At 72.4% G+C, this 17,031-nt stretch carries 13 protein-coding genes and 1 pseudogene; 6 read left to right on the forward strand and 8 right to left on the reverse strand.

The features are described 5' to 3' along the window. The first annotated feature begins 127 nt into the window (after positions 1-127). From ACZ7L1_RS11675 to ACZ7L1_RS11690, 4 genes are all read left to right on the forward strand, one after another. Complete coding sequence (locus tag ACZ7L1_RS11675; RefSeq protein WP_471436277.1) at positions 128-1,327, forward strand: flavin-containing monooxygenase; 1,200 nt, start codon at positions 128-130, stop codon at positions 1,325-1,327. 255 nt (positions 1,328-1,582) lie between these two features. Continuing rightward, positions 1,583-3,808: an acetate--CoA ligase family protein gene (locus ACZ7L1_RS11680; protein WP_471436278.1), complete on the forward strand. Its 2,226-nt coding sequence runs from the start codon at positions 1,583-1,585 to the stop codon at positions 3,806-3,808. A gap of 46 nt (positions 3,809-3,854) precedes the next feature. Further along, complete coding sequence (locus tag ACZ7L1_RS11685) at positions 3,855-4,739, forward strand: enoyl-CoA hydratase/isomerase family protein (protein WP_471436280.1); 885 nt, start codon at positions 3,855-3,857, stop codon at positions 4,737-4,739. A gap of 65 nt (positions 4,740-4,804) precedes the next feature. Then, positions 4,805-5,410 carry a flavin reductase family protein gene (locus ACZ7L1_RS11690; RefSeq protein WP_471436281.1) on the forward strand — a complete coding sequence of 202 codons (606 nt, stop codon included), beginning with the start codon at positions 4,805-4,807 and terminating at the stop codon, positions 5,408-5,410. Between the two features lie 30 nt (positions 5,411-5,440). Here ACZ7L1_RS11690 and ACZ7L1_RS11695 read toward each other — a convergent pair whose 3' ends face one another. Continuing rightward, a complete protein-coding gene (locus tag ACZ7L1_RS11695; protein WP_471436283.1) occupies positions 5,441-6,745 on the reverse strand; it encodes an MFS transporter in 1,305 nt (434 codons plus the stop codon). Positions 6,746-6,816: 71 nt separating this feature from the next. Here ACZ7L1_RS11695 and ACZ7L1_RS11700 point away from each other — a divergent pair, with 71 nt between their 5' ends. Beyond that, complete coding sequence (locus ACZ7L1_RS11700) at positions 6,817-7,827, forward strand: GlxA family transcriptional regulator (RefSeq protein WP_471436284.1); 1,011 nt, start codon at positions 6,817-6,819, stop codon at positions 7,825-7,827. Between the two features lie 156 nt (positions 7,828-7,983). Here ACZ7L1_RS11700 and ACZ7L1_RS11705 read toward each other — a convergent pair whose 3' ends face one another. The 3 genes from ACZ7L1_RS11705 to ACZ7L1_RS11715 form a co-directional block, all read right to left on the reverse strand. Next, positions 7,984-9,033 (reverse strand): Zn-dependent alcohol dehydrogenase, encoded by a 1,050-nt coding sequence (locus ACZ7L1_RS11705; protein ID WP_471436286.1) that lies wholly within the window; start codon positions 9,031-9,033, stop codon positions 7,984-7,986. Positions 9,034-9,043: 10 nt separating this feature from the next. Further along, positions 9,044-10,198 carry an acyl-CoA dehydrogenase family protein gene (locus tag ACZ7L1_RS11710; protein ID WP_471436288.1) on the reverse strand — a complete coding sequence of 385 codons (1,155 nt, stop codon included), beginning with the start codon at positions 10,196-10,198 and terminating at the stop codon, positions 9,044-9,046. Positions 10,199-10,455: 257 nt separating this feature from the next. After that, positions 10,456-11,355, reverse strand: coding sequence for an SDR family oxidoreductase (locus ACZ7L1_RS11715; protein ID WP_471436289.1), 900 nt, complete (start codon positions 11,353-11,355; stop codon positions 10,456-10,458). A 110-nt stretch (positions 11,356-11,465) separates the two neighbouring features. Between ACZ7L1_RS11715 and ACZ7L1_RS11720 the strand changes: the two genes are divergently transcribed. Continuing rightward, positions 11,466-12,392, forward strand: a complete 927-nt coding sequence (locus ACZ7L1_RS11720; protein ID WP_471436291.1) for a cyclase family protein — start codon at positions 11,466-11,468, stop codon at positions 12,390-12,392. Between the two features lie 410 nt (positions 12,393-12,802). Here ACZ7L1_RS11720 and ACZ7L1_RS11725 read toward each other — a convergent pair whose 3' ends face one another. The 4 genes and pseudogenes from ACZ7L1_RS11725 to ACZ7L1_RS11740 all read right to left on the reverse strand — a co-directional run bounded on the left by ACZ7L1_RS11725 (position 12,803) and on the right by ACZ7L1_RS11740 (position 17,000). Then, positions 12,803-13,291 carry an ATP-binding protein gene (locus ACZ7L1_RS11725; RefSeq protein ID WP_471436293.1) on the reverse strand — a complete coding sequence of 163 codons (489 nt, stop codon included), beginning with the start codon at positions 13,289-13,291 and terminating at the stop codon, positions 12,803-12,805. Positions 13,292-13,781: 490 nt separating this feature from the next. Then, positions 13,782-14,654, reverse strand: a pseudogene (locus ACZ7L1_RS11730) (acyl-CoA dehydrogenase family protein); the annotation flags it as partial. A 7-nt stretch (positions 14,655-14,661) separates the two neighbouring features. Next, positions 14,662-15,795: an acyl-CoA dehydrogenase gene (locus ACZ7L1_RS11735; RefSeq protein WP_471436294.1), complete on the reverse strand. Its 1,134-nt coding sequence runs from the start codon at positions 15,793-15,795 to the stop codon at positions 14,662-14,664. Further along, positions 15,795-17,000, reverse strand: a complete 1,206-nt coding sequence (locus ACZ7L1_RS11740) for an amidohydrolase family protein (RefSeq protein WP_471436296.1) — start codon at positions 16,998-17,000, stop codon at positions 15,795-15,797. The genes ACZ7L1_RS11735 and ACZ7L1_RS11740 overlap by 1 nt, the downstream gene beginning before the upstream one ends. Between the last annotated feature and the right edge of the window lie 31 nt (positions 17,001-17,031).

Raw genomic sequence — 17,031 nt, forward strand, 5'->3', positions numbered from 1 at the left:
GCACCGCCACAACCGGCCCTCCTGCGCCACCGGTCCCACCCACTCCCCCTACAGCCGTGATCGATTCGCAACCGATTCCGGTCTTGACCGAGACCCATCAACGCCGCGCGTGGTTACGCTCCCGCTCATGGCCGACTCGTCTTCCGCTTCACCGCGTGCCGTGGTGCCCGCCCACGAGGACCGACCGGTGTACGTCGTCGGCGGCGGCCCGGGCGGGCTCGCCGCCGCGTACGCGTTGCGCGCCCGGGGGGTACGGGCCGTCGTACTGGAGAAGTCCGACCGGGTCGGAGCATCCTGGCGGCGCCACTACGACCGGCTGCACCTGCACACCACGCGGCGCCTGTCCGCCCTGCCCGGGCTGCCGATGCCGCGGTCCTTCGGGCGGTGGGTGTCACGCGGCGACGTGGTGCGCTACCTCGAGAAGTACGCCGAGCACCACCAGCTGGAGATCGTCACCGGCGTCGAGGTCTCCCGCATCGATCCCGCCCCCGACGGCACCGGCTGGCTGCTGCACGCCACCGGCGGCCGTGAGCTGACCGGCAGCGCGGTCGTCGTCGCCACCGGCTACAACCACACCCCGCGCGTGCCCGACTGGCCCGGCCGCGACGCCTTCACCGGCGAGCTCCTGCACGCCGGCGAGTACCGCAACGCCAAGCCGTACGCCGGCCGCGACATCCTCGTCGTCGGCGTGGGCAACACCGGCGCCGAGATCGCCGTCGACCTGGTGGAGGGCGGCGCCTCGCGCGTGCGGCTGTCGGTGCGGACGGCGCCCCACATCCTGCGGCGCTCGACCGCCGGGTGGGCCACCCAGTACACGGGCGTGCTCGTACGGCGGCTGCCGGTGGGGCTCGTCGACCGGCTGGCCCGGCCGGTGGCGAGACTGAGCGTGCCGGACCTGTCGGCGTACGGGCTGCCCCGGCCCGGCACCGGGCTGTACAGCAGGGTCAAGGACGGCTCGATCCCGGTGCAGGACGTCGGGCTCATCGACGCCGTGCGCAAGCGGCGGGTGGAGGTGGTGGCGGCCGTCGAGGGCTTCGAGGGCGGCAAGGTCGTCCTCGCCGACGGCAGCCGGATCGAGCCGGACGCCGTGATCGCCGCGACCGGGTACGTCCGCGCCCTGGAGGACCTCGTCGGGCACCTCGGCGTGCTCGACGCCCGCGGCAGACCGGTCGTCCACGGCGCCCGCACCCCGGGCACCGCCCCCGGCCTGTACTTCACCGGGTTCACCAATCCGATCAGCGGGATGCTCCGCGAACTGGCCATCGACGCAGAGAAGATCGCCAAGGCCGTCGCCCGCCAGGTGGAGCGGACACGCACCGCAGGCTGACACCGGCCGGACGGGTCCGGCTCGACGGCCGCCGACCCGGCGACCGAAAGGGGTCGGCACGACGGCCGCCGACCCGGCCGCCGGCCACAGGCGACCGACCCGGTGGGTCCGGCACGACGGCCGCCGACCCCGCCACCGGTGTCGCCGGACGCCCTCCCGCGACCGCGTGCGCCCCGTCTCTTCCTGACCGCGCGCCAGTTCAGTAATCTGACAGAGCGTCAGTTACTGAGCCGTCACACGGAAGCGGGCGGAGCGATGCTTGGATCAACCCATGGCACCCTGACCACCGACTCCCGCCGGGCCCGTGTCGCCGCCTGCGGGCAGCCGCCTTCGCCCGTGGTGCGGGGCCGGGCCGCCGACACCGGTGACCTCGATGTCAGCGGACGGCCGCTGCATGCCGACGTGCCCGACCTGGACCGGTTCTTCCGGCCCGAGTCCGTCGCCGTCGTCGGCGCCTCCGACGCCGAGGGGCGCCCGCACACCGGCGTCACCCGGCAGCTGCTCGCCTGGGCCGAGCGGGTCGGCGCCCGGCTGCACCCCGTGCACCCCACCCGTCAGTCCGTCTTCGGCATGCCCTGCTCTCCTTCCGTCGCGGACCTGCCCGAACAGGTCGACCTCGCCGTGCTCCTGGTCTCCGACCCGCTTCCCGTGCTGGAGGAACTGGGCGCGGCCAAGGTGAAGTTCGCCGTCGTCTTCGCCTCCGGGTTCGCCGAGACCGGCCAGGAGGGAGCCGCCGCGCAAACGGTGCTCGCCTCCGCCGCCCAGCGGGCCGGGGTACGGCTGCTCGGGCCGAACACCAACCTCAATGCCTTCGAGCGGTTCCGGGACGACCTGGACGGGCAGGCCATCGCGCTCATCACCCAGTCCGGGCACCAGGGGCGTCCCGTCTTCGCCCTGCAGGAACTCGGCATACGGCTCTCCCACTGGGCCCCCACCGGCAACGAGGCCGACCTGGAGACCGCCGACTTCCTCTCCTACTTCGCCGAGCGGCCCGAGGTCGGCGCCATCGCCTGCTACATCGAGGGTCTGAAGGACGGCCGCGCCTTCCTGCTGGCCGCCGACCGGGCCGCCCGGCGCGGTGTGCCGGTCGTCGCGGTCAAGGTCGGCCGCACCGAGGCCGGCGCCCGCACCGCCGCCTCACACACCGGCAAGCTGACCGGCGCGGACGACGTGATCGACGCGGCTATGCGGCAGTACGGGGTGATCCGCGTCGACGGGCTGGACGAACTCCAGGACACCGCCACCCTGTTGGCCCGGGCCCGCGCCCCGCGCGCCGACGGCGTCGTCGTCTATTCGATCTCGGGCGGCACGGGCGCGCACGTCGCGGACCTGGCGGCCGGGGCGGGGCTGCGGCTGCCGGTGCTGTCCGAGGCCAAGCAGGCCGAGCTGCACCAGTGGATCCCCGAGTACCTGAGCGTCGCCAACCCCGTCGACAGCGGCGGTCACCCGGTGGGCGACGAGCGCGGGCGGAAGATCATCGACGCGCTCCTGGACGACCCGGAGGTGGGCGTGCTCATCTGCCCGATCACCGGGCCCTTCCCTCCGCTGAGCGACAAGCTGGTGCGGGACCTGGTGGACGCGGCGGAGCACACGGACAAACTGGTCTGCGTGGTGTGGGGGTCGCCGGTCGGCACCGAGGCCGCCTACCGCGAGACGCTGCTCGGCTCCTCGCGCGTGGCCACCTTCCGCACGGTCGCGAACTGCGTCTCGGCCGTCCGCGCCCACCTCGACCACCAGCGCTTCGTGCGCGGCTACCGCTCCCCCTTCGACGAGGCGCCCCGCACCCCCTCGCCCTCCTTCCGCAAGGCGCAGGCCCTGATGCGCCCCGGGCAGCAGCTGAGCGAGCACGCGGCGAAGCAGCTGCTGCGGGCGTACGGCATCCGCGTACCGCGCGAACAGTTGGTGACCAGCGCGGCGGCGGCGGTGCGCGCGGCGGGGCTCGTGGGCTACCCGGTGGTGATGAAGGCGTCCGGCGCCCAGGTCGCCCACAAGACAGAGCTGGGGCTGGTGAAGATCGGGCTGACCTCCGCAAGCCAGGTCCGGGACGCCTACCGGGAGCTGACCGACATCGCGCGCTACGAGGGGATCAAGCTCGACGGAGTCCTGGTGTGCCAGATGGTCGAGCGGGGTGTCGAGATGATCGTCGGCGTCTCGCACGACCGGCTCTTCGGGCCCACGGTCACCGTCGGGCTCGGCGGTGTGCTGGTCGAGGTGGAGCGGGACGCGGCCGTGCGCGTGCCGCCCTTCGGCGAGGAGCAGGCGCGGGACATGCTCTGCGAACTGCGCGGGCGGGCCCTGCTGGACGGGGTGCGCGGGCGCCCCCCGGCCGACCTCGACGCGCTCGTCGAGGTGGTGCTCCGTGTCCAGCGCATGGCGCTCGAACTCGGGGACCGGATCGCGGAGCTGGACATCAATCCGCTGATGGTGCTGCCCAGGGGGCAGGGAGCCGTGGCGCTGGACGCGCTGGCGGCGTGCCGCTGAGGCCCGGACCAGCCGAAACAGCCGACCCAGGAAACGGAACAGCATCATGTCCTCCCCCGAAGACTCCGTGCACGGCGTGGAGGCCGTGCACGCCGCCGTGGACTCCGTGATTCCCGCAGGCTCTTCAGGCCCCGCGGATCCCGTCGCGTCATTGGTACTGCACACCACTGACAATCACGTCGCGCAGCTCACCCTCAACCGCCCCGACTCTCTCAACGCCATCACCCCTGACCTGCGCGAACTCCTCATCCGGAAACTTCAGGACGCCTCCGCCGACCCCGATGTGCGCGCCGTGGTCCTCACGGGCGCCGGACGCGGTTTCTGCGCCGGCGCGGACCTGCGCGGCAGGGCGGGGCCCGGTGAGCGGATCGCCGGCGACGTCACGCGGACCATCCGCCGGGGCGCCCAGCGGCTGATCGCCGCGGTCCTCGACTGCGAGAAGCCGGTGATCGCCGCGGTGAACGGAACCGCCGCCGGACTCGGCGCCCACCTCGCGCTCGCCTGCGACCTGGTCATCGCGGCCGAGTCGGCGAGGTTCATCGAGGTGTTCGTGCGCCGCGGCCTGGTCCCGGACGGCGGCGGGGCGTATCTGCTGCCCCGGCTGGTCGGCCCGCAACGCGCCAAGGAGCTGATGTTCTTCGGCGACGCCCTGCCGGCCACGGACGCGGAACGCCTCGGCCTGGTCAACCGCGTCGTACCGGGACACGCCCTGCAGAAGACCGCCCGCGAGTGGGCCGCCCGCCTGGCCGCGGGCCCCACCCGCGCCCTGGCCCTCACCAAGCAACTGGTCAACGCCTCCCTGGACGCCGACCGCGCCGCCGCCTTCACGGCCGAGGCCACGGCCCAGGAGATCAACATGACGACGGCGGACGCCCGGGAGGGCGTGGCGAGCTTCGCGGAACGGCGGGAGCCCCGCTACCACGGCCGCTGAGGACCGTGCGGACCCTCACCCGCGACTTCACTTCTGATGAAGCGTCAGTTTCAATGGGTGGTGTGATGGGACACGCAGGGATGGCCGCCACCGCCGTCCGTTACCTCAGGTCCATCGGGGCGCGCACGGTCGCGGGACCCGTCGAAGCGCTGCCGCGACCGGAGTTGCGGGCCGTGCGGGAGGATGAGCGGGCGCCCGTCGACTCGGCTGAATTCCGGTGTGTTCTGGGAAACTTCGCCACCGGTGTCACCGTTGTCACTGCGCCGGCGGCGGACGGTGAGGTGAGCCCCGCCGGCTTCGCCTGCCAGTCGTTCTCGTCGCTCTCCCTGGAACCGCCACTGGTCGTGTTCATGGTCGGCCGGGCCTCGAGCACCTGGCCGCGGATCGCCCGCGCCGGGGCGTTCTGCGTGAACGTGCTCGCCGCCGACCAGGGCGAGCTGTGCCGAGGCTTCGCGGTGAGCGGCGGGGACAAGTTCGCCGGGGTCCGGCACGAGGCGGCGCCCTTCTCCGGCGCCCCGCGCCTCATCGGCGCCACGGCGTGGATCGACTGCGCGATCCACGCCGTGCACACCGGTGGCGACCATCTCATCGTGGTGGGCCGGGTGGAGGCCCTGGGGACCGGAGACGGGGACCACACGCCGCTGCTCTTCCACAGGGGGCGGTTCCTCTAGGGCGATGCCCCGGACGATCAGCCGGCCGGGTCACGCCAGTGCCGGTGCTCCCGCCGGGCGGCGCCGGATCACCAGGGCCATCAGGGCCGCCGCCGCGCACAGCGCCCCCGCCGCGTACCAGACCACGTCGTAGGAGCCGAAGGTGTCCCGTGCCACGCCGCCGAGGAAGGCGACCAGGGCCGCGCCGACCTGGTGGGAGGCCAGGACCCAGCCGAAGACGATGGCGCTGTCCTCGCCGTACTGCTCCCGGCACAGCGCCAGCGTGGGCGGAACCGTGGCGACCCAGTCCAGGCCGTAGAAGACGATGAAGAAGATCATCGGCGGATGCACGGAGGGGGCCAGCAACATGGGCAGGAACAGCAGCGAGGTGCCGCGCAGCGCGTAGTACACCGCGAGCAGGCGGCGCGGCTCGAAGCGGTCCGTGAACCAGCCCGAGGCGATCGTGCCCACCACGTCGAAGACACCGATGACCGCGAGCAGCGATGCCGCCGCCGTGATGGGCATGCCGTGGTCGTGGGCGGCCGGGACGAAGTGGGTCTGGATCAGGCCGTTGGTGGAGGCGCCGCAGATCGCGAAGGTGCCGGCCAGCAGCCAGAACGGCCCCGTGCGCACCGCCGAGAACAGCACGGTGACGGCGCGGCGGGCGGCGCCCCGCGCGGGTTCCGGCTTCGGTACGAACTTCTCGGCACCGTACGGCTTCAGGCCCGTGTCCGCCGGGTGGTCGCGCAGCAGCAGCCAGACGAAGGGGACGACCGCGAGGGCGGCGAGGGCCACCGTCACCGCCGCCGGGCGCCAGCCGTGGCGCTCCACCATCCAGGACAACAGGGGCAGGAAGATCAGCTGCCCGGAGGCCGAGCCCGCGGTGAGGATCCCGCTCACCAGACCGCGCCGCGTGGTGAACCAGCGGTTGGTGACCGTCGCCGCGAAGGCCAGCGCCATCGAACCCGAGCCCAGGCCCACCAGCAGACCCCAGCACAGCAGGAGCTGCCAGGGCGCCGTCATCCACACGGTCGCGCCCGAGCCGAGTGCGATCACCACGAGGGCCACGGCGACCACCCTGCGGATGCCGAAGCGGTCCATCAGGGCGGCGGCGAACGGGGCGGTCAGGCCGTACAGCGCGAGGTTGATCGAGACCGCCGCGCCGATCGTGCCGCGCGACCAGTGGAACTCCTGGTGCAGCGGGTCGATCAGCAGGCCCGGCAGCGAACGGAAGGCCGCGGCGCCGATGATCGTCACGAAGGTGACGGCGGCGACGAACCAGGCGCGGTGGATGCGGGTCGTCCGGGCCGGTTGTGGTTCCTCGACAGTGGGTGCGGTTGCGGTTGTCTGGGTCACGTCATAGATCTTCGGGCCTGGACTCCTTCCGATCGAGTGGCCCGAGGGACACTATTCGCTAGGATCGGGCCATGACCCGTGAGTCCACGTTCCGGCCGCACCGCGTCCTCGTCCTCGCCCTCGACGGGCTGCTGCCCTTCGAACTGGGCATCCCGCACCGGATCTTCGGGCGCCCCAAGGACGCCGAGGGCCGGCATCTGTACGAGGTCGTCACCTGCTCCGTCCGGCCACCGGGCCCGGTCGAGACGGACGCCGACTTCTCCATCCACGTCGAGAACGGCCCGGAGGCCCTGGCCACCGCCGACACCGTGATCGTCCCGGCGTCCTACGAGCTCGGCCCGGTGTTCGACGAGGGCGTGCTGACCGACGAGCTGGCCGCCGCCCTCGCCCAGATCCGGCCGGGCACCCGGCTCGCCTCCATCTGCACCGGCGTCTACGTGCTCGCCGCCGCCGGCCTTCTCGACGGGCGCCCCGCCACCACGCACTGGGCCGAGGCCGAGCACTTCCAGCGGCTCTTCCCGCGGATCGAGGTCGATCCGGACGTCCTGTTCATCGACGACGGCGACATCCTGACCTCCGCGGGCGTCGCGGCCGGGATCGACCTGTGCCTGCACATGGTGCGCCGCGACCACGGCAGCGCCGTCGCCAACGAGGTGGCGCGTCGCACGGTCGTCCCGCCGCACCGCGACGGCGGCCAGGCGCAGTACATCCACCGCCCGGTGCCCGAGCCGCAGCTGGCGACCACCACCGCCGCCCGCGCCTGGGCGCTCGGCCGCCTCCACGAACCGATCCAGCTGCGCGACATGGCGGAGCAGGAAGCCATGTCCGTACGCACCTTCACACGCCGTTTCCGCGAGGAGGTCGGCATGAGCCCGGGCCAGTGGCTCACCCAGCAGCGCGTCGAACGGGCCCGCCATCTGCTGGAGTCCACCGACCTGTCGATGGACCAGGTGGCGCGGAACGCCGGTTTCGGCACCGCCCAGTCGATGCGCCAACACCTCCAGGCGGCCCTCGGCATCACGCCCACCACATATCGGCGCACCTTCCGCACGGGGGCCGCCCACCCGGCCGTCACCCCCTAGTGCCCCGACAGGCAACGTTCGCCCCGTCGCGACGCCCGGCACGCTCCCCCCAGCTCTTCGAGCAGGGAGTACCCCCAGAGCACGCACCCGACGCCGCTCCTTGACGGGCAAGACGTCGCCTGCCGGGGCACTGGGCTCACCGGGCGGCGGACCGGGTCAGAAGGTCAGTACCGCCCTCGCGACCCGCCCCGCGTGCGCGTCCGCCGCCGCCTTCTCGTAGTCCTCCACCGGGTACGTCGCCGTCACCAACTCGTCCAGCAGCAGGCGCCCCTCGCGGTACATCCGGGCGTAGCGCGCGATGTCCCGCTGGGGACGGGAGGAGCCGTAGCGGCAGCCCAGGACGGCCTTGTCCAGGTACATCGACGAGACCAGGAACGACGCCTCGGCCGTCGCAGGCGGGACGCCGAGAAGCACCGCCTGGCCGTGACGGTCCAGGGCGTCGATGGCCGCGCGGATCAGCTCCACCCGCCCCACGCACTCGAACGCATGGTCGACTCCGGAGGGAAGGACGTCCTTGACACCGTCCGTCGAGGTCAGGAAGTCGGTGGCGCCGAACCGGCGGGCCACCGCCTCCTTCGCCGGGTTGGCGTCCACCGCCGCGATCCGCGACGCGCCCGCGATCCGCGCGCCCTGGAGGACGTTGAGGCCGATTCCACCCGTTCCGATGACGAGGACCGTGTCGCCCTGGTCCACCCGGGCGCGGTTCAGCACGGCGCCCACACCGGTGAGGACTCCGCAGCCGATCAGGGCCGCCGACGGCAGCGGGATGTCCCTGGGGACGCGGACCGCCTGGACGGCCCTGACGACCGTGCGTTCGGCGAAGGCCGAGGTGGAGGCGAACTGGTGCACCGGCCCGCCGGCCCGCGTGAACGGGCGGCCGGGGCGGCCGATCGCCTGCCGGCACATCGTCGGTCGGCCGCGGTCGCAGTCCGCGCACGTCCCGCAGTTCGCCAGGGTGGACAGCGCCACGTGGTCGCCGGGCGCGACATGGGTGACGCCCGCGCCGACCGCCTCCACCACACCGGCGCCCTCATGGCCGAGCACCACGGGAACGGGGAAGGGGATGGTCCCGTCGACCACGGACAAGTCGCTGTGGCACAGCCCCGCCGCACGGATCGCCACTCGGACCTCGCCGGGTCCCGGGTCCCGGACCTCCAGATCGGCCACGACCTGGGTCCGGGCGCCGTCGTAGAGCACGCCTCGCATCGCAACTCCCTCAGCCCTTGGTTCCCCTGGGTTCCTTCGGCAGGCCGAGCACGCGCTCGGCGATGATCGTGCGCTGGATCTCGTCGGAGCCGCCGTAGATGGTGTCGGCCCGGCTGAACAGGAACAGGTGCTGCAGCGGGTCCAGCTCGTACGGCGCCGTGGGCGACCAGTCGGCCGGGCCCGCCGCGCCTGCCGCGCCCCTGACCTGCATCGCGAGTTCGCCCAGGCGCCGGTGCCAGCGGGCCCACAGCAGTTTGGCCACGCTGGGGGCGGCCGGGTCCGTCGTGTCGCCCAGGGTGCGCAGGGCGTTCCAGCGCATGGTGCGCAGTTCGGCCCACTGGGTGACGAGGCGGTCGCGCACCACGGGGTCGTCCGCCGCGCCGGTGGCCACGGCCGTGCGGACGACCTCGGCCAGTTCGTTCGCGAAGCCGATCTGCTGGGCCAGGGTGGAGACGCCGCGTTCGAAGCCGAGCAGGCTCATCGCCACGCGCCAGCCGTTGCCCTCGCCGCCGACGACGTGTTCGGCGCGGGCCGTCGCGCCGTCGAAGAACACCTCGTTGAACTCGCTGGTTCCGGTGAGCTGGCGGATGGGGCGGACCTCGATACGGCCGGGCTGGTCCATCGGGAGGAGGAGGAAGGTCAGGCCCTGGTGGCGGTGGGAGGTGGGGTCGGTGCGGGCGAGGACGAAGCACCAGTCCGCCTCGTGGGCGAGGGAGGTCCAGATCTTCTGCCCGGTGACCCGGTAGGAGGTGGGGGTGTCACGTACGGCGGTGGTGCGCAGGCCCGCCAGGTCGGAGCCGGCGCCGGGTTCGCTGTAGCCCTGGCACCACAGCTCCTCGCCCCGGGCTACGGGTCGCAGGAAGCGGGACCTCTGGGCCGGGGTGCCGTGGACGAGAAGGGTGGGGGCGAGGAGGTTCTCCCCTATGTGACCGGAGCGGGGTGGTGCCTGGGAGCGGGCGTACTCCTCCGCCCAGACGACCTGTTGGGCGAGGGTGGCGCGGCGGTTGCCGTAGCCGTCCTCGGTCCAGGACAGGCCGATCCAGCCGGCTCGGCCGAGGGCGCGTTCCCAGGAACGGCGGGTGTGGGGGGTGCCGAGGTGGGCGCGCAGCCAGGTGCGGGCCTGCGCGCGGAAGGTCTCGTCTTGCGGGTCGGGGCTGAAGTCCATGGTCTCCGCCTTGTGTTGTGGGTCGGCGATGCGTTGTGGCGGTTCGCAGGGTCTTCGCCCCCACCGCCTACCCGCCCCGTCCTGGAGGCTGCGCCCGCCATCAGGAGCGCGGGGAACTGCGCGACCAGCCACGTCGGACCCGCAGCCGCCCACACACCCGCAGCCCCGAGCCCTACCGCGCTCCGCGCAAGCCGGCGCGAGCGGCCCGGCGCGAGCGGCCCGGCGCGAGCGGCCCGGCGCGAGCGCCGCCGCCAAGCTCAGCGGCCGCGCTTCGCCGCCCTCTCCATCGCCGCCACCTGCTCCAGCAGTGGCATCGGGTCCGCCCCCACCGTTCCGGGCAGGAAGTCCGCGATCCTCTCCGGGGTCCACGCGCCCTCCGCGTACGCCGCCCTCAGTTCCCTCGGCTGTGCCCAGACCGCCAGTTTCGGGCCCGCGATCGTGTACACCTGGCCCGTGATGCCCTCCTCCTTCGCGCGGTCGGACAGGAGGTAGACCACCAGCGCCGCCACGTCCTCGGGGTCGCCGATCTCCTTCAGTTCCATGGGGACCTTCGCCGACATGCGGGTACGGGCCACGGGGGCCACCGCGTTCGCCGTCACCCCGTACTTGTGCAGACCCAGGGCCGCGCTGCGCACCAGCGAGATGATGCCGCCCTTCGCCGCGCTGTAGTTGGCCTGCGACACCGAGCCCTGGTGGTTGCCGCTCGTGAAGCCGATCAGCGTCCCCGAGCGCTGCTTCCGCATCACCGCCGACGCCGCGCGGAACACCGTGAACGTGCCCTTGAGGTGCGTGGCGAGCACCGGGTCCCACTCCTGCTCGGTCATGTTGAACAGCATCCGTTCGCGCAGGACGCCCGCCACGCACACCACCCCGTCCAGGCGGCCGTACGCCGAGAGCGCCTGGTCCACCACCCGCTGCCCGCCCGCCATGGTCGAGATGTCGTCGGCGACCGCGACGGCCTCCCCGCCCGCCGCCTCGATCTCCTTGACCACGGCGTCGGCGACCTCGCTCGTGGGCGAGGCGCCGTCCACCAAGACCCCGTGGTCGTTGACGACGACCCGCGCCCCCTCCGTCGCCGCGGCCAGCGCCACCGCCCGTCCGATGCCCCGGCCCCCGCCCGTCACCGCGACGACCCTGCCCGCCAGGAAGTTCGCCATGCTCAGCCCCTCCCCTTCCCCTTCCGAAGTTTCTGACGATCCGTTAGGTTATCCCGCAGTCGGATTTTACGGGTCGTCAGATACTCCGGGACAAGCCCCCGGGAGGGCCGATGTCACTGCCCGCCGAGTTCCACGAGATCGCGAAACGCGTGAACAACTGGGGGCGCTGGGGCGCGGAGGACGAGATCGGGACGCTGAACCTCGTCACCGACCAGGTGGTGCGCGAGGCCGCCGCCTGCGTGCACAGTGGGCGGCGCGTACCGCTCGCCCTTCCGCTCCGGCAGGACGGAGTGCAGACCGGCGTCATTCCGGGGCGGGTCAATCCGCTGCACGTGATGGTGCAGATCAACCAGGAGATCTTCGGCCCGGGCACGGTGGCGTGCAGCGACGACGCCGTGACCATGGGCCTGCAGGCGGCCACGCACTGGGACGCGCTCCCGCACGTCTCGCACTCCGGGAAGCTCTACAACGGCCGTCCGGCCGGCACGGTGACACCGCACGGCGGCGCCGCGTTCAGCGGGATCGACAAGCCGCGGCACCTCGTCTCCCGGGGGGTGCTCCTCGACATCCCCCGGGCGCTCGGCCGGAAGCGGCTCGAGGGTTCGCACGCCGTCACGCCGGAGGACCTGGAGGCGGCCGAGGAGTTCGCCGGTACGCGGGTGCGGGCGGGTGACATCGTCCTCGTACGGACCGGGCAGATCCGCACCTATCTCTCGGGCGACAAACAGGCCTACGGGTATCCGTCGCCGGGGCTGTCGGTGCGGACCCCGGAGTGGTTCCACGCGCGTGACGTGGCGGCGGTCGCGAACGACACGCTCACCTTCGAGGTCTTTCCCCCCGAGATCGAGGATCTGTGGCTGCCCGTGCACGCCCTCCATCTCGTGGAGATGGGGATGCCACAGGGGCAGAACTGGAACCTCGAGGAGTTGTCCACAGCCTGTGGAGAAGAGGGACGCCACGCCTTCCTGCTGTCCGCGACACCCGAACCGTTCGTCGGCGGCACCGGAAGCCCCGTGGCGCCGGTGGCCGTCCTGTGAGCCGCAGATGCCGAACCGGCCGGCGGCGCGCCGCCGGCCGGTTCGGCATCTCCGCCCGCCCCCGGACGGTCCCCCCGGGCCGCCCGACCCCGCAGGAGCCGGCGCCGAAGCACGATCCGCACTCGTCGAGGGCTCCCGTCACCCGAGTCCTCGGCGTCCCCTCACGACGGATCGCCGAACACAAGCGTGATCAAACAGACACACGGCGTCAACAGGCCCTCGGCAATTCCTCACGTATGCCGTTCTTGTGACGGCGCGTACGGAAGCAAACCCCGGCGCACTCGTCCACGATCCACTCCAGGCAGCCATGCCCGTACGACCACCGAGCCGCCCGTGCCCAGGCGCATGCACCGGCGCCCCGGGTGGATGCCCGGTCCGGTCGTCCGCTCACGCCTCGCCGTAGGGTCCCGTCACACCACGCCGTACACGAAGCGAGATGCCGCCTCCGCGCCGCACGCCGTCGCCCCCTCCTCGGCCGGCGCGGTACAGCGGTCCACCTCACACCAGATGCGCTTGCCCGCGCCCTCGGCGTCCCAGCCCCAGCGGTCGGCGAGCCCGTCGACCAGCTCAAGGCCACGGCCCCCGGTCTCCTCGCCCCCCGCGTGCCGGGGCTGCGGCGGGCGGGCGCTGCGGTCGGCGACCTCCAGACGGACGGTCCCCGCGGAAGCGTCGGAGGGGCCGTCACAGGCGCCGGTCAGCAGCAGGCGCAGCACGGCGGGACAACCGGTGTGCACCACGGCGTTGGTGACCAGTTCCGAGACGAGCAGGATCAGCGTCTCGGCCAGCGGTTCGTCCGCCGCTATGCCCGACCCGGTAAGACGCGAGCGCGCCCACCGCCGTGCCCGACCCACTTCCGCGGGGTCGGGCCGGATCTCCAGCTGCACTTGAAGCACCTGCACCGCTCACACCATCCGAACCGGCGGACACATCGCCTCGCGCCTGGCAAGGGCCACGATCGTGGTCATCGTCTGCATGGCAGGAACCAGGATCACGGACCGTGATTCCCTTGCACGACAGCATGGTTGACGTACAGTCACCCCAACAAGCGCTTCGGGCATATTCCAGCGCGAAGGAGTACGCGTACGCCATACTGTGCGACGCTTGCCACGGCGAGTCGAACAGGCAGGCCCGACGAGCCGCCCTGCCTCACGAACGACACACATCGCCGGATCCGGCGCTGCCTCAGGGGCCGCACCGTGGTGGATCGGGCTCAGAACCGCTCGCATCCCACACAAGGTACCGGAGCCCTCCCGCGACTCCACCCCGTGACAAGTCACGCGTAGGACACAACCCGGTATCAACGCTCCGTGATTCCGGACTGCCACAATCCGCGACATCCAGGTCCGGACGCAGCGAATAATCCCTGCTCAGGACCTTCTGGCTCACCTCTGAGAGCAGTTCCCCGGCGAGTTTTTCCTCACTCTCCGCACTCGAACCCATACGCTGGGTCCGTACCCACGCTCGCTTCAGGTACAGGTGCACCTCCGCCTCCCATGTGAAGCCCATGCCGCCGTGCACCTGGAGGCAGTCGCGGGCGCAGCGGACGGCCGCCTCGTCGGCGAGCAGACGGGCCGCGGCGATGTCGAGGGGGTCGGCGGTGACGGCGGCGGCGTACACCGCGGCGCGGGCCGTCTCCACCCGCACCAGGCTCTCAGCGCACAGGTGTTTGACCGCCTGGAAGGCCCCGATCGGTTGACCGAACTGCTCGCGGGTCCGCGCGTGCCGCACCGCCAGCTCGCAGGTCCGCGCGGCGCCGCCGAGCTGTTCGGCGGCGGTGAGGAGGACGGCGACGGGGTCCGGGGGCCCGTCCTCGGCGGCCCGGGCGACCCGGTGCAGGGGCGTCAGCGGGTCCACCGACGCCAGCGGTACGGCGCCGGTCGCGTCGCCCCGGATGACGTCCGCCTCCCCCAGCCACTCCACGAGCCCGCCGTACACCGCCGTAACCACCGTCCGCCCGGTCGCCGCGCCCGGCACCCCGCCCGCCGCGAGGTGGGTGGCCACCAGCGGGCCGGGCAGCAGCGCCCGGCCGGCCTCCTCGAAGGCCACAGCCGCCTCCGGCAGGCCCAGTCCGACCCCGCCGTCCGCCTCCGGCAGTCGCAGCGCGAAGAAGCCCGCCTCGCCCAGTTCCCGCCACAGCCCGCGGTCGAGCGCACCGGGCCGGTCAACGGCGGCCCGCAGCGCGCCCCGACCGAAGCGGCCTTGGAGCAGGCCGCGCACGCCTGCCCGCAACGCCCGCTGGTCGTCGGTCGGCTGGAAGCGCACGGTCGCGTCACCGTCCCTTCGGCAGGCCGAGGATCCGTTCGGCCACGATGTTCCGCTGGATCTGCGAGGTGCCGGCCGCGATCGTGTACGACAGGGACGACAGCCGGTCCAGGACCCATGGGCGGCCGAGGTCCAGGGACTCGGGGCCCAGGACCTCGGCCGCCGCGTCGTACAGCTCCTGACGCGCGTGCGAATACCTCAGCTTGAAGATCGAGCCCCCCACGCCCGGCACCCCGCCCGTCTGCTCCGCCTCGCTCACGTTCCACTGCGTGAGCCGCCACAGGGCGCGAAACTCGGCGTTCAGCCGGCCGAGCCTCCGCCGCAGGGAGGGGTCGTCCCAGCGGCCGTTCGCCTGTGCCTGGCGGGCGAGTTCGCCGAGTACGCGGCGGCAGGCCACCACCTCCCCCACGAACGCGGTGCCGCGTTCGAAGGACAGCGTCACCATGGTCACGCGCCAGCCGTCGTTCTCCGCGCCGACCCGGTTGGCGACCGGCACGCGCACCTCGTCGAGGAACACCTCCGCGAACTCCTCGGACCCGGCGAGCGTCCGCAGCGGCCGTACGGTGACGCCCGGTGCGTCCATGGCCATCGCCAGCCAGGTGATGCCCCTGTGCTTCGGCGCGTCGTGGTCGGTGCGCACCAGCAGTTCGCACCAGTCGGCGACCACCGCGTGGGAGGTCCAGATCTTGGATCCGCTCACCACGTAGTCGTCGCCGTCCCGCCACGCGCGCGTGCGCAGCGCGGCGAGGTCCGACCCGGCGTCCGGCTCGCTGAACCCCTGGCACCACACCTCGTCCCCGCGCAGGATCGGCGGCAGCCAGCGCTCCCGCTGCCCGGGAGCGCCCTCGGCGGCGATGGTGGGCCCGGCGTGCAGCAGCCCGACGAAGTTGGCCCCCACGTAGGGCGCGCCCGCCTTCTCGGTCTCCTCCAGGAAGATCAGCCGTACGGTCGGGGAGGCGGCCCAGTGGACGTCGGCGTACCCGGCGTCGTGGAGCATGCGCTGCCACCCGAGGTCGTAGGCGCGCCGCCCGGGCCAGTCGTCCGGGGACGGTTTCGGCGGCAGCGTGGGGAGCACCTTGGCGAGCCACTCCCGCAGCCGGGCCCGGAACTCCTCTTCCTCCGGGGTGCAGGACAGGTCCATCAGGCGGGCTGCTTGTCGAGGTCCAGGTCCAGCATGCGGATCGCGTTGCCCCGCATCAGCTTGTACACCGTCTCGTCGTCCAGGCCCTTCACATGGTCGAGGGCGACCTCCCTGGTGTGCGGGAAGGTCGAGTCGACGTGCGGGTAGTCGGTCTCGAAGGTGGCGTTGTCACGGCCGACCACGTCGAGCGACGCGACACCGTGCTTGTCGCGGAAGAAGCAGCAGAAGATCTGCCGGTGGTAGTACGTCGACGGCGGCTCGGGGATCAGGTCGCGGACACCGCCCCAGGCGCGGTGCTCCTCCCAGACGTCGTCGGCGCGTTCCAGGGCGTACGGGATCCAGCCCATCTGCCCTTCGGAGTAGGCGAGCTTGAGGCGCGGGAACCTCACCAGGACCCCGCTGAACAGGTAGTCCATCATCGAGGCCATCGCGTTGTTGAAGCTGAGCGAGGCCTGGACGGCAGGAGGCGCGTCGGGCGAGGCGGCGGGCATCTGCGAGCTGCTGCCGATGTGCATGTTGACCACCGTCCCGGTCTCCTGGCAGACGGCGAAGAACGGGTCCCAGTAGCCGGAGTGGATGGAGGGCAGACCGAGGTGGGTGGGGATCTCGGAGAAGGTGACGGCCCGCACCCCCCGGTCGGCGTTGCGCCGGATCTCGGCGACCGCGAGGTCGATGTCCCACAGGGGGATCAGGCACAGCGGGATGAGCCGGCCACCGCTGTCACCGCACCACTCCTCGACCATCCAGTCGTTGTAGGCGCGCACACAGGCCAGGGCGACCTCCTTGTCGTGCGCCTCGGCGAAGGTCTGACCGCAAAAGCGCGGGAAGGTCGGGAAGCAGAGGCTGGCCTCGACGTGGTTGAGGTCCATGTCCTCCAGGCGGGCCTCGGGGTCCCAGCACCCGCGCCGCATCTGTTCCCTGGTGATCCCCTCCAGGGTCATCTCGTCCCGGTCGAAGCCGACGGCGGCGATGTTCCGTTTGTAGGGGAACTTCAGGTCCTCGTAGATCCACCAGTCCGTCGGCGGCCCCTCCGGGTCCATGGTGATCTGGTACTTCCCGCCGACGTAGGCCAGTTCGCCGATCCCGGCGGTCAGCGGTTGCGGGCCCCGGTCCCGGTACTTGACCGGCAGCCAGGTCTCGAAGAGGTGCGCGGGTTCGATCACGTGGTCGTCGACGCTGATGATGCGGGGCAGTTCACTCGCCATGGTTCCCCTCCGCCGGACCGGCTCTCATCTG

It is taken from the genome of Streptomyces sp. NPDC107546, from assembly GCF_055639175.1.

Coding starts and splice junctions, on each gene's coding strand:
- ACZ7L1_RS11675 (WP_471436277.1), top strand. CDS start 128: ATGGCCGACTCGTCTTCCGCTTCACCGCGTGCCGTGGTGCCCGCCCAC.
- ACZ7L1_RS11680 (WP_471436278.1), top strand. CDS start 1,583: ATGCTTGGATCAACCCATGGCACCCTGACCACCGACTCCCGCCGGGCC.
- ACZ7L1_RS11685 (WP_471436280.1), top strand. CDS start 3,855: ATGTCCTCCCCCGAAGACTCCGTGCACGGCGTGGAGGCCGTGCACGCC.
- ACZ7L1_RS11690 (WP_471436281.1), top strand. CDS start 4,805: ATGGGACACGCAGGGATGGCCGCCACCGCCGTCCGTTACCTCAGGTCC.
- ACZ7L1_RS11700 (WP_471436284.1), top strand. CDS start 6,817: ATGACCCGTGAGTCCACGTTCCGGCCGCACCGCGTCCTCGTCCTCGCC.
- ACZ7L1_RS11705 (WP_471436286.1), bottom strand. CDS start 9,033: ATGCGAGGCGTGCTCTACGACGGCGCCCGGACCCAGGTCGTGGCCGAT.
- ACZ7L1_RS11710 (WP_471436288.1), bottom strand. CDS start 10,198: ATGGACTTCAGCCCCGACCCGCAAGACGAGACCTTCCGCGCGCAGGCC.
- ACZ7L1_RS11715 (WP_471436289.1), bottom strand. CDS start 11,355: ATGGCGAACTTCCTGGCGGGCAGGGTCGTCGCGGTGACGGGCGGGGGC.
- ACZ7L1_RS11720 (WP_471436291.1), top strand. CDS start 11,466: ATGTCACTGCCCGCCGAGTTCCACGAGATCGCGAAACGCGTGAACAAC.
- ACZ7L1_RS11735 (WP_471436294.1), bottom strand. CDS start 15,795: ATGGACCTGTCCTGCACCCCGGAGGAAGAGGAGTTCCGGGCCCGGCTG.
- ACZ7L1_RS11740 (WP_471436296.1), bottom strand. CDS start 17,000: ATGGCGAGTGAACTGCCCCGCATCATCAGCGTCGACGACCACGTGATC.